The sequence below is a fragment of the Candidatus Chloroploca mongolica genome (genome assembly GCF_004762035.2).
GTDB lineage: Bacteria > Chloroflexota > Chloroflexia > Chloroflexales > Chloroflexaceae > Chloroploca > Chloroploca mongolica.
On the sequence record NZ_SIJK02000057.1, the window covers coordinates 21041 to 33592 of the forward strand.

10 protein-coding genes are annotated in these 12552 nt (G+C 55.9%); 1 reads left to right on the forward strand and 9 read right to left on the reverse strand.

The window, feature by feature from the left end; translation table 11 throughout:
* On the reverse strand, nucleotides 1-1734 hold the full coding sequence (locus EYB53_RS20680) for an FAD-dependent oxidoreductase (protein WP_135480589.1): 1734 nt from the start codon (nucleotides 1732-1734) through the stop codon (nucleotides 1-3).
* 440 nt (nucleotides 1735-2174) lie between these two features.
* Between EYB53_RS20680 and EYB53_RS20685 the strand changes: the two genes are divergently transcribed.
* Nucleotides 2175-2681, forward strand: a complete 507-nt coding sequence (locus EYB53_RS20685; protein ID WP_135480591.1) for a Dps family protein — start codon at nucleotides 2175-2177, stop codon at nucleotides 2679-2681.
* Nucleotides 2682-2739: 58 nt separating this feature from the next.
* Here the strand turns inward: EYB53_RS20685 and EYB53_RS20690 are convergent, their stop codons facing one another.
* The 8 genes from EYB53_RS20690 to EYB53_RS20725 form a co-directional block, all read right to left on the reverse strand.
* Nucleotides 2740-3723, reverse strand: coding sequence for an ABC transporter ATP-binding protein (locus tag EYB53_RS20690; protein ID WP_135480593.1), 984 nt, complete (start codon nucleotides 3721-3723; stop codon nucleotides 2740-2742).
* Nucleotides 3720-5627 carry a DUF8726 domain-containing protein gene (locus tag EYB53_RS20695; protein WP_135480596.1) on the reverse strand — a complete coding sequence of 636 codons (1908 nt, stop codon included), beginning with the start codon at nucleotides 5625-5627 and terminating at the stop codon, nucleotides 3720-3722. The genes EYB53_RS20690 and EYB53_RS20695 overlap by 4 nt, the downstream gene beginning before the upstream one ends.
* A gap of 15 nt (nucleotides 5628-5642) precedes the next feature.
* A complete protein-coding gene (locus tag EYB53_RS20700) occupies nucleotides 5643-7154 on the reverse strand; it encodes a PH domain-containing protein (protein WP_135480598.1) in 1512 nt (503 codons plus the stop codon).
* 43 nt (nucleotides 7155-7197) lie between these two features.
* The gene (gene cmk, locus EYB53_RS20705; RefSeq protein ID WP_135480600.1) at nucleotides 7198-7875 is read right to left on the reverse strand and encodes a (d)CMP kinase; all 678 of its coding nucleotides are present in this window, start codon (nucleotides 7873-7875) and stop codon (nucleotides 7198-7200) included.
* Nucleotides 7876-7988: 113 nt separating this feature from the next.
* Entirely contained in the window at nucleotides 7989-8702 is a 714-nt protein-coding gene (locus EYB53_RS20710) for a DUF4388 domain-containing protein (RefSeq protein WP_167857519.1), read from the reverse strand.
* A 239-nt stretch (nucleotides 8703-8941) separates the two neighbouring features.
* Nucleotides 8942-10777 (reverse strand): MutS family DNA mismatch repair protein, encoded by a 1836-nt coding sequence (locus EYB53_RS26395; protein ID WP_135480604.1) that lies wholly within the window; start codon nucleotides 10775-10777, stop codon nucleotides 8942-8944.
* 15 nt (nucleotides 10778-10792) lie between these two features.
* Nucleotides 10793-11248, reverse strand: a complete 456-nt coding sequence (locus EYB53_RS20720; RefSeq protein ID WP_135480606.1) for a CBS domain-containing protein — start codon at nucleotides 11246-11248, stop codon at nucleotides 10793-10795.
* A 48-nt stretch (nucleotides 11249-11296) separates the two neighbouring features.
* Nucleotides 11297-12262 carry a COX15/CtaA family protein gene (locus tag EYB53_RS20725; RefSeq protein ID WP_135480608.1) on the reverse strand — a complete coding sequence of 322 codons (966 nt, stop codon included), beginning with the start codon at nucleotides 12260-12262 and terminating at the stop codon, nucleotides 11297-11299.
* Nucleotides 12263-12552 lie beyond the last annotated feature (290 nt).

Sequence of the window (12552 nt, forward strand, 5' to 3'; positions counted from 1 at the left end):
TTACTGATCAAGCAGGATCTGGGCTGCCAAATCTTCCTCGGCATGCGAGACAAAGGGAATGCCAGGTGCGCCTGTGGCAAGCGTGGTGCGATAAAAACTGGTGAAGGTTCGTCCGCCACCGGCCAGGGTTGCCACATCATCAAATCCGTGTTGGCGCAGAATGCGGTAGGCAAGATAGCTCCGGAAGCCAACCATGCAGTAGATGCGCATGGGCTTTGCATCGACAGGCCGCAACTCTTCGACCCGTGACCGCAGTTCGGTGAGCGGGATATTCACGGCTCCAGGGATGTGCCATTGGGCGTATTCCTGGGGGCCACGGACATCAAGAAAGACCGTTTCGGCTGATTGCTGCTCGTATTCGTCAGGATACCAGAAAGCGACATCGCCACGGAGCAGATTAGCGGCGAGGAAGCCGGCCATATTCACCGGATCTTTGGCTGAACCGTATGGCGGTGCATAGGCTAGCTCAAGCCGTTCAAGGTCAAAGACCGTCATTCCAGCACGAATCGCGGTTGCAAAGACATCAAGGCGTTTGTCTACGCCATCGTACCCGACGATCTGTGCCCCAAGGACGCGCCCATCTTCAGGGGCAAAGAGTAGTTTGATATGCATTGGGGCTGTGCCAGGGTAGTAACTCGCGTGACCGGCAGGATGCAAATAGACCTTGCGATACGCCCGCCCGAGGCGGCGCAGGGTCTTTTCAGAGGCTCCGGTGGCACCCCCGGTCATCGCAAAGATTTTGACCACGGCGGTACCCTGCGTCGTCGTATAGGTGCTATCGCGTCCGCAGATCTGATCGGCCACAATCCGTCCCTGGCGATTGGCTGGACCGGCGAGGGCGACCAGGGTTGGCTCGCCAGTGACGGTATCAATGACTTCGACCATATCGCCAGCGGCATAGATATGGGGATCACTGGTACGCATCGTAGCATCGACCTTGATGCCACCGGTCTTGCCCAATGCTAGTCCGATCTGCTGGGCGAGGCTCGTGATCGGGCGGACACCAGCGGCCAAGACGACAAAATCGGCAACGAGGGTTTCGCCTGTACGCAGGGTCACGGCAATGCGTCCATCCACGTCGGCGCACGAGCTTGCAGCGGTACCCAGATGCAACGTAACGCCGTGAAGCTCCATGTGATAGCGCAGATCGGTAGCCATCTCGATATCCAGCAAAGGCATGACCTGATCCTGAAGTTCGATCAGATGCACGTCAAGTTGGCGTTCGCGCAGGGCCTCGGCGACCTCGACCCCGATGTAGCTACCGCCGACAACAATGGCGCGTTCGGCCCCACCATCCACGATAGCCTTGATCGCATCCATATCAGGCATGCTGCGCAGGGTAAAGACGCGGGGATGATCGATCCCGGGGACTGGTGGACGCAGCGGTGCGGCCCCTTGGGCTAGAACCAGAATGTCATACGCCTCGATATAACGTGAACCGCGCTGGTGATCGTGTACTTCTACCGTCTGGGCCTCGCGATCAATCGCAATGACTTCGTGTTCTGTGCGAACATCGAGATTGAGGGTTGCCCGCAGATGCTCGGGGGTTACAACGAGCAACTGCTCGCGATCAGGGATAGCGCCACCAATATGATAGGGTAAGCCACAGTTGGCATACGAAACATAACGATCACGCTCAAGCACGACAATCGAAACTTCCTCATCCAGTCGACGCAGGCGCGCTGCCGCTGACATGCCAGCCGCAACTCCACCAATGATGACAACACGCTTCATGACGTTCCTTAGATCTTAAATTCTTTGCTTCATAGCTGGGAATTTGGGGGCCGCAGGCTCTCAACAATCTTCGTTGGCACAAGAAGCCAGCGAAGAAGCCGAGTGTGGGGACTCTCTTCCCTCGCGATCAGTCCGTTAGGACTGATCTCTAGCATAACAGACGCGATCAAGCCCCCTGACAGCATTTCAGTAGAGAAGGGTCAATTAGTAAGAAACGTTTAGCAACCACAACTGAAGCATTGACCAATGCGCAACTTTTTGGTATTGTATGCGTAGTCCTCGTGTGGATAACTAAAAATCATACAACCAAGTTGTTTTCTCTTTACCATTCGCCCGTTACGCGTTCGACCAATTTTGCATCATATCATGAGACCTGTTACCATGTTACCTAGGGCTTGGTCTTATCTGGGATTATCCCAGCAACAGAAGGAGACGGAACAATGACCACCAAAGCAATGGTGACCTCGACCATCGACATTGGGCTGAGTGCCTCGAATACGCAGGGGCTGATCAGCATTCTGAGCCGTGTGCTTGCCGACGAGCATGTGCTCTACATGCGTTTGCGCAACTACCACTGGAATGTGGTCGGCATGGCCTTTGGTCCGTTGCATGAAATGTTCCAGGAGCAGTACGAGGATCTGGCGAACGAGATTGACGATATTGCCGAGCGTATTCGTATGATCGGCGGCATTGCACCTGGCACGATGACCGAATTCCTGCAGCTTGCCACACTCACCGAGCGCCCGGGCGATCTGCCCAACGATGAGACAATGGTTGCTCATCTGGTCGCCGATCACGAGGCGATTATCCGCAACCTGCGGCGTGATGTCCGTGCCTCTGATGAGCAGTACGATGACGTCGGCACGAGTGATTTCTTGACTGGTTTGATGGAGAAGCACGAGAAGATGGCCTGGTTGCTGCGTGCTCACATCGAGCAGCGTGGTTAGCATTGGATACGGGCAAGCGAAAACCTGCCAGCAAAGCTGGCAGGTTTTCGCTTGCCCTTCAGTTTGTTCCGCCGTATGCCGAGCCTCTGGTAACCTGCATGAAGATGTCTTCAAGGTCATTCGTTTGACCGGCAAAGTGCGTAATCTGGACCCCGCCTCCAATCAAGTGCGTGAGTAGCGCACTGACGACGTGATCATCACCATCAAGATCAACTTGAAGTTGTGGGGGATGCTCGTCGGGCATCATGCGAACATCAAGCACATGGGGAAGGTCGCGTACTAGGGCGGCGGCATGTTCCAGGCTGACGAGAGGTTCGGTGCCTTCGACTGGCAGCAGGTGGATTTCAAAGGTACGGTGTGGTTGCAGCGACCGCAGAATGGTGTTGACATCACCCGACGTGATCAGCGTGCCACGTTCGATAATGCCAATGTGGGTACACATCTCGGCCAGTTCGGTCAAGATGTGGGAACTGATCATGATCGTCTTGCCGAGGCGGCGCAATTCTTTGAGGAGTTCGCGTAGCTCGACGCGTGCCCGTGGATCGAGCCCGCTTGCCGGTTCATCAAGGATGAGCAGGGCCGGATCATGCAGCATCGTACGCGCTAGGCTCAACCGTTGCTTCATCCCCCGCGACAGACCCATCACGTCGGCCTGCTTTTTGTGGGTCAGGTCAACCAGTTCAAGCAGATCGTCAATCAGACGTGAACGACGTGCGGGATTGATCTCGTATGCTTCGGCAAAGAACTCCAGGTACTCGTGCGCTTGCATATTGTCGTACACGCCAAAAAAGTCGGGCATAAAGCCGACCTGGCGCCGTACCTCCAGCCGCTCACGCACCACCGAATGCCCCGCTACATACGCTTCACCCTCACTGGGAAGCAACAACGTCGTGAGAATGCGCATGGTGGTGGTTTTGCCTGCCCCATTCGGCCCAATGAAACCATACACCGCCCCCTGGGGAATGGTCAGGTTGAGATCATGGAGGGCCACCATGTCTCCGTAGCGACGGGTGAGGGCATGTGTTTCGACGATGGCGCTCATGGGTGCTCCAGCCGAATCATATAGAGGGTTTCGCCCTGGTGTTGGGGCGTATGCCCGGGCAAGGTCACCTCAAGCAGTGACGCCTCTTGCCAGCCAAGCAAATAGATGCCATCATCAACTATGCCAGGGCTGGTGTTTTGCACAGGTGCGTTGAAGGGCATAAAGTTCCCAGAGCCAAAAAGGTTATTGAGAACCTGCCCGCGATTGATCATCGTACTGTTTTCTTGCCAGAAACCAAACGGAAAATTGCCTTGATCAAGCATAAGGTCGACTGCTACCTGTGTCCCAGCCCGCAGATCCCCAAGGCTCTGGGCTGATTCGCCATGCACGATCATCGCATCACGGAGATCGGTGTCAGTCACGGTGAGCTCACCATAGATGCGTCGGCGTTCCATCTGGAGCTTGCTCACGACGTCGGGCACCTCGTCAACCATCTGTTCAACCATCAGGGTGCGCAGCGACGACACATCAATGAGCAGATCTTCCATTCCTGCCGAAGCATCATCACGGGTTACCGGTACATTGTTGGCCTGAAAGCGCTCAAAGGTTGCGGGGGTGATCAGGGCCTGCGCGTCCACTTGAAGCTGGTAGCTCTGCCGTTGGGGTGAAAAAACCCCGAGAAAGACGGTGGCCTTGCCCTGCTGGTGCCCCTCAAAGCTCTGGACAAGCGCCAGTTGCGGGACAGTCGGGGCTGTACCGCGAATGAGCAGACTGATGCCATAGGAGGCTATCAGAAAGAGCACAATCAGGCCCGGAGTCGTAAACCATGCCAGATCAATGCGTCCGAGTTTGCGTAGCACAAGGAAATTGAGCGGGCCAATGATCACAATATAGAACCCCATCAGCAGCAGCAGGATACCGGTGGAAGGGAACTGAAGCCCGGGGAGTTGCAGGGTATTCGCGAGTAGACTCTCGTTGCGCCAGCGAAAGCTCGCCGCAATAGGCATCTGAGGTTGCAGCGTGATAACTGCTTGCCAGAGTTCTGCTTCGCCACTCCACATCCGTGTGCTAGCAAGATCAAAAGCCGCAAAGATCACCTGACCAACCCCGAGATGGTGGCTCACCAGAAGACCGGCGCGATCAAGCGGCTGAGCCCCGGGGCGGAACGTAACGCGGTTGGCACTGAAGTTGGGGAGTTCGCCAACGCTGGTCGCTTGCTGCACCAGGGCTGCCAGACTGGCCGCACTGACCCCGGCTTGCAATTCGCCGACGTTGACTGGCAAGAGATCATCGAGCCCTGGGACAGACTGCGACGCGGCTGCCCCGCCGCTCACAACCAGAACACCCCCAAGGTGAATCCACAAATCCAGCGCCTCACGTTGACGAGGGCTCAGGTCAGCCGTGACGAAATCATGCACAAAGATGATATTTATGCCTGAGAGCAGAGCGGGATCATCGGGCAACAGCGTCGGGTCGAGATGACTCACGATCGTCGTCGTATTAGGTGCAAAGGTTGCCGCAGCGAGGCTATTGAGCATCGAGCGATCACGACTAAGCACCCCGACCGTAATCTGGCTCTCGTTCAGGGGGACAAGACTCACCCGGGTGCTTGTCAACGCCTCGCCATCAACGCTGAACGCAACGGTCGCGGCACGGGTCATCCCGGTTGTCATCACAGGCAAGCGCACCTGTTTCCGCGCCCCCTGGGGCAGATCAAGGCGATAGCGATAGAGCGCCTGATCATGGTTCGCGAAGCGCCACTCCAGAGTACCCTGAAGATCGGGGCCATCGTTGCTCACCACAAGGCTGGTGGGAAACCAGTGACCGATGCGATAGTGTCCAGCCCCATCGAACCCGGCCAGCACCTCGATTCGCACCGGCGTCTCGTCCTGCGCGTGGGTCAACCGGGCAGGCACAAACAGCACCAGTAACGCAAACAGCACCAGCAAGCGCCAGTGTTTCAAGGGTGTCTCCCGGGCTTATGTTTTAATTTCATCGTGTTTGATCTGCGCTTCATGATAATGGCGCAAGAGTGCAAGGGTATCATTGAGGGCACGATCTTTATCTTTGCGCTTGAAGCGGACATTATATTCCGTCACCTTGGTGACAACATCAGCGGGACGTGGCACGCGATGAAAGGTGAAATTCCCTCCTGCGCCTGCGGTGCTCAACTCGACATCGCCATAGCCTAGCAGGTTACTGATATAGGTTGTCTTGGATTGCACATTATTAATACTGCCCAGGCCGGCCTCACGGCGTTCCTCTGGGCCAAAGGGCTTTTTCTCGATATCAATCACCTTTTCGGGGGTAAGGGTATAGGTGTCATTGCGATAGTCCTCGACTTCATACGCGGCCCAGGCGATAAAGACGAGCATCACTACCAGCAACCCGAAGATGATCAAGGGAAAGCCAAGGAGCAGCGCGCTCCCGCCGACCAGCACCACAGGTACCCCGAGCAAAAGCCAGAGCACTGGCCCGATCAACCCGCGCACAAGAAAGAGCCAATGCGGGCGCCAGACGATCTGCTGGGTCTCATAATTAATCTCAGGATTATCGTGCAGAAACTGGCGCATCCACCCCATCATGCGCGTTTGTCGCGGGGGTTGGGCCAGCGGTGATGCACTTGACGCTTTTTCACCATAAATCCGATCAGCAATCAGTTCTTCAAAGGTGTGCTCACTACTTACTTTGCGCAAGGCACGCACCTGAGCCATAATCTGCTGCTGCATCACCATCGGCTTGTCGGCAGACGTAAAGACAATATTGCCATTGATACGTGCTGATTTGAGCTCAATCGTGCCATATTGCAACCAGTGTTGGGGATACGTTTTGGTGAAGGCGTTCACATCCTGCACATCTTCCAGAAAAATCTGGCGTTGCACGCGACGCTCGATGAGACGCGGAATAATCACCTGATCATTATCATAGACAATGCGTTGATTGGTAAGGATCAACTCATCGTTGAGCCAGTCATAAAACGTAAAGAGCACCATCACCGTACTGATGATGGCACCGAGCACGAGAATCAGATTGAACGCATCGCTACTCTGCCCAACAGCGGCATTGGCATCGAGGTAGAAGATGCGCCCACCGGTGAAACGAAAATAGAAGAGCAATCCATGCCCAATCAGGGCCAGGGTAATGATGATCTGGGCCGAGCGATTCTGCTTGCCACGTACAGCCAGGATGACCCAGATGAAACCAAGCAGCAGCATCAGAAGGAGCAGCAGCCAGTTGAACACATCAATGCTGCCCCGGTCATCTACCTGCGAGGCAAGGAATTGCCCGCCCAGCGCCCGATAGAGCGCCAAGCCACCAAAAAAGATCAGGCTAAAGAGAGGAGGAATCAGGCGTCCGAGCAGGACAATATAGTGACGCCCAGTGACGTGAAGAATTTCCTCCGTCTCACCGAGATCAATGGCTGATTCGGCATCAAGGTGCAGTTGAATCCGCAACCATTCAGCGACTGACCATGAGGAATTGCTAGCCATACGAAGATGTTTCCTCCGGGATATGCGTTCGCAATCGCGCTGGTTATCCGTTGTGATGACCCGCCAGATAGTCTAGAATCCACGCCAGTTCATCATCTGGCGAGAGGCCATCTGTCTGGAGGATAACGGCATCATCGGCTGGTTTCAGCACATGGTCATCAAGTTGGTCACGACGGGCGAGATCTTGCTGAATCTGAGCCATCACGGTCTGGTCGGGATCATCATCGCGTTCAACAGCACGGCGACGGGCGCGTTCCTGGAGCGAGGCTTCCAGGAAGATCTTGAGGTCAGCGTCGGGCATCACAATGGTACCAATATCGCGTCCAACCATCACTGTGTTGCCACGCCGTCCGATCTGCTGTTGTTGGCGTACCATCTCGCGGCGTACCTGGGGATATCGCGCAACGAGGGATACATTACGCTCGACCTCGGGGCTACGGATGGCCCACGTCACATCCTCACCATTGACGAGCACCGTATACTGGCGTCCGTCATCGGTGATTGGGGCGGCGACCTCTATCTGTACCTCATAGGCTAGCCTTGCCATTTCTGCCTCATCGTGCAGATCAAGCTTTGCTTGCAAGGCAACCAGCGCAAGCGCACGATACATGACCCCTGTATCAAAATAGAGGTAACCAAGCTGGTTGGCTAACAGTGCCCCCAGGGTACTTTTTCCTGCCCCTGCAGGCCCATCAATCGCAATCACTGAGGGTTGCAACATAGTGCGTATTCTGTCATGCAGAAACAACAAAAGAGCCCGAGCATCGCAGCGTTTCGCAACGTTGCGTGTGCAGGCTCTATTGTAGCATGGCGCAAGGCTTGATGACAAGCATCTCAGGTTCGCAGTACCTTGAGAATGAACTCTTCCTGGTTCTGTGGTTCACGCATGACGGGGTTGGTGGGCAACACATCGGGTTGACGCGTGGCTGCGGCGCGGGCCAGCATCCGATCAAATAACCCGCTTTTTGTGCTCGTCACCGACTCTTCGTCACGTTTGGTGCGTGCCACCCGGTCGGGTTTGCGCAAATCAACCAACCCGTCAACATTCATCTGAACAAGTGCCTCGGCCACATCAATCGTGGCCCAGCCAAGATGCTCGGCAATCTCGGCCAGGTTCTTTTTTCCATCGATCTCGTTCAAGACCGGATAATGGGCCGGTCCGACCTGGGGTAGGGCTGCTTCATATGCGTGAAGCAAGGAGGGGATCAGCTTGAGATCAGGGACATACGCACGAACCTGTCGCCAACGCATCGCTTGACGCTCGGCATGCTGAAGGTGGCCGGTGAGTGAGCCCCAGAGGGTCTCTCGTTCACTTGTGATCCCACTGATAAATTCGAAGCGAGCCTGATGAAACTCAAAGAGCTCGGCGAGCGCATCAATCCCAGTACTTTCACCTCGTTTCACGTGATAGAGCAGGCCATCACGGAAAAAGAGCTCACCAGCTTTGCCTGGCCCAAGGATCACGAGCATGCCAGTCACTGAGCTGTAGATCACCATCTCGATGAGCTCGCGAAGCGGAAATGTTTCAATTGTGCCGTGTAGTTTCAATCTCCTGCTCCTGGATTGTAATTGAAGGTTGTCAGGATGCGGCTGCATCGTTAGATCTGTTTCTATGCTAGCACTCCATGTGATCGTTATGCAACATGACTGAAGTACTCACATTCGATAGCCCCAGGCTGAAATAGTGGGCGTATCCATGCGTGTAAGTGGTTCTCTATCTGAGGTGAGCTTTGCCTTTGGGAGCGCAGGTGGCCCGCTCGCGCTCTAGAACTCAGGTGTATCAATTCTCAGGTTGTTGCTGCGCATGGGAGCCCCACCAGGGCCATGAGCCGTAACGCATTGGTGGTCGTGGCTAAGCCAGGGCGAAGTTGATAATCGAACCGCATCTCGGGGGGGCTGGCATCGTTGGTGAAATATTCGCTGAAGTGGGCAAGCTGGACAATTTGCTGGATCTGTGGGTCGGCCGCCAGGGCGAGATCATGGGTCGAAACAATCCCAATCGCCTCTAATTCAACGAGATGGCTGATCACGTGTGCAGCGGCAATCAGGCGTTCGGTGCTGTTCGTTCCGTGCAGGATCTCGTCGAGCAAGAAGCAGACGAGGTGCTCGTCTGGTCTGGCTCGGGCCAGATCAACAATCTGCTTGAGCCGCTGCAGTTCCGCCATAAAATATGAAACTCCCCGGGCCAGCGAGTCTTGCACCCGCATGCTCGTTGCCAGCGCCACCGGTGGTAGCCGCAGCGCTTCGGCGCAGACTGGCCCACCTGCCTGCGCTAGAACCACATTGATGCCAACCGCACGCAATAAGGTGCTTTTGCCTGACATATTCGAGCCAGTGATCAACACAAAGCTACCGGGAGGGCCAATCGTCATGCTGTTGGCGACGGCCTGATCGGGCACCAGCAGCGGATGTGCCAGTTGCTCGGCTTGGATGCGTGGTGGTTCGCTGGGTTGCACCACGGGCATTTGCCAAGTCGGGTGATCATGCTGGAGGGTTGCCAGGGCTGCCAACGCTTCCATCTCACCAAGCGTAGTTAACCAGGTTTCAACCTGCCCGCCCGAGCGTTGACGCCAGCGCTCGGCCAGGGCCACGATATGGAAGTTCCACAGCAGACCAAATTGCAGCACAGGAAAGAGCAGCGAACGGCTCAATTCGGCACCTGCTGCAATCAGACTCAACCGCTGTAACCGATGATCGGCGCGCTCGGCACCTTGCCCGAGCGTTGCCTTGAGCCGTTGCAAGGTGGGGGCTTGCCATGATGGTGATGCCAGGTGACCAAACAGCCCGGCATAGGTAGCGAGCAGTTCGCCCCGGTCATACAACTGACTCAAGGTTTCGATGCTCCGCCAACCATAGAGGGCGGTCAGCGACAGATTGAGCAGGAGAAATGGCCCCCAGAGCGGCCAGACGGTCAGACCAAGCATCTGGACGATGATGCTGATCACGAGCAAGAGGGGCGACACCCGCATAACCCAGAGCAAAGCGGGTTTCGTGACGAGCCATGGTGTGCCTCGCGCCCAGGTCGTAAAGCGTTCATAGCGTTCTTGCACCTCACCGGCCTCTTCAGCCAGAAAGGCCAATTCGTCACGCAGGTCAATGAGGGGGGCCAGTTCAGCCACGGCTTGCTGGCGCTCTTGCACAACGTGTGGCCTAGCGGGGTTGAGCAGCCAGTGTTGTAACGTCGCCCGACCGGCTGGACTACGTGGTGTGTTGAGCAGATGTTGGAGTGAGGCTGGCCCGAGCAGATCGAGGTCAACGGCGAGCATCAACTCGGTTGCCTCCAGGATGTGACCAGTTGGCTGGCGGAGCGGTAGCGCCGCCCAATCGCGCCGCAAACGCAAAAGCCCTTCGTCATTCTGGGCAACTAAAGCCGCCAAACGATCACGCTGTGCGGCAAGCCGATTGTGGTAGGCAACCAGACCGAGGAAGATCCCGAGCAACCCTAGGGCAAGCCAGAGCAGGATCGGTAGGCCGCGCCACCAGCCAACCCCACCACTTGTCATCAGTGCCACAGCGATGATCAACCGCCAGTTGGCGACCTGGCTCCACCGTCGTGTCGCTACCACACGCAGTGCCTCGAATTGCGTCCTCCGCTCTTGATAGATCTGCTCAATCCTTGTCACAGCCACCGAAATCTTCTATGTACGCTGATGAGGAGGAAGTTCGTAGATATACTGTTCGAGTTGCTCGATGAGGAAACTCTGCTCGGCCACAATATCAGCCACCACATCACGAATCGAAATAATCCCAACCAACTGCCCGTGCTCGAGCACGGGCAGATGGCGTACCTGTCGTTCACTCATCAGCGCCATACACTCTGCAAGGGGTTGCTCGGGGCGCACATAGAGCACTCGTTCAGTCATCAGGTCACCGACACGAAGCCCTTCAAGCCGGCCTGCGGCAACCACTTTTCGCGCAACATCGCGTTCGGTAATAATACCGGCGACGCGTTCACCATCAAGCACCATCAAAGCCCCAACATCTTTGGTGGTCATAAGATGCACCGCATCACTCACCGATGCATCAGGGGATGTTGTCCAGACTGGCCCACGTCGAACCTTCAATAATTGACGAACCGTCTTTGTCGACTCCATACCTTGCTCCCCTCAACATTCTAGCTGCAGAGACAATCTGAGCGTCGTTCAAGTCCCAAGGCGGACTGGACGCGAAGTGACCGATCTGGCTGCGGCTTGCGCATGCGCTGGTTGGGCGAGGGCCGCCGCACTGAGGAGAACGAGGAATGACCAGACAAGATCTGCCATGAACAAATGAACCAGTTGCATCCAGACCGGCGCTTTGAGCGTCACATTGAGCCCACCGAGCAGAATCTGAACGAAAAAGAGAATGACGAGGGCCCATGCCAGGCGTGAACTGGTTTTCCCTGGGCGGTAGGTCGCAACAGTTCGTGCGAGAAACAACGTATAGATGCCCACGATCAGGCCGATGATTGGATGAATAATCCGCATCTGTAGCAGAAGATGGGAGTCTCGGGTCACTGGCTGATCGATGCCACCGGGCAAGGCACCGTGTTGCAGCAACGTATCGCCCAGGGCAGTCACGGCACCGCTCGACCCAACCAGGATTGTCCCAAACAGACCCACCCCGAGCAACCAGAGCATCTTGCTATGACCGCGCAATGTGATCGATGCACCGCCAGAGGCCCACCATGCAGTCAGTACGAGTGCCCCGAGCAGCAAAAACGTATTGGCAAGATGAAGCGCCATCATTGCTGCGCGCGTCATTGACGTATTCATTGCCACCAGTTCAAGCAACACCAGGGCGGCACCGAGGAGTGCCTCAATAATCATGAAAATCATCGCAACGAGGGCGGCCTTGCGCACAATATGACCCGGCGCATATGCACGCCAGGCCCAGATCAGCAATGCTAGCGTTCCGAGTAACGCAAGCCCACTAGTGACGCGGTGGGTAAATTCGATCATCATCTCGGTGTTTGGGGCACGGGGAATGACCTGCCCATCGCAGAGAGGCCAGTGATCACCGCATCCTGCCCCTGAACCTGTCGCCCTGACGAAGGCACCCCCCAGAATGACGAGTAGATTATAGGCAACATTCGCCCAGGCAAACGCCGCAAACCGTTGATTGAGCATACGCAATAACCTTCAAATCGGCCGATTATCATCGTGCAATCTTTCCCCTAGATGATACCACGATCTCTCCCTTGCGGGAATAGAACCACGTGTATAAAATGCCAGTTGACAAATCGGTAGTCGTGCGATATAATCTTTTTTCGTGAGCCGCTAATAGTAATTGGCGCTCCTGACAATTGACGTATGGGCACTACGGTGCAGCGCCAATGGCCTGCCCCGTCTTTTTTCGCCCAACGCCGTACTTTACCAACTGAAGCGTAGTGATGAGAAGATACCACCGAGCCGTGCGT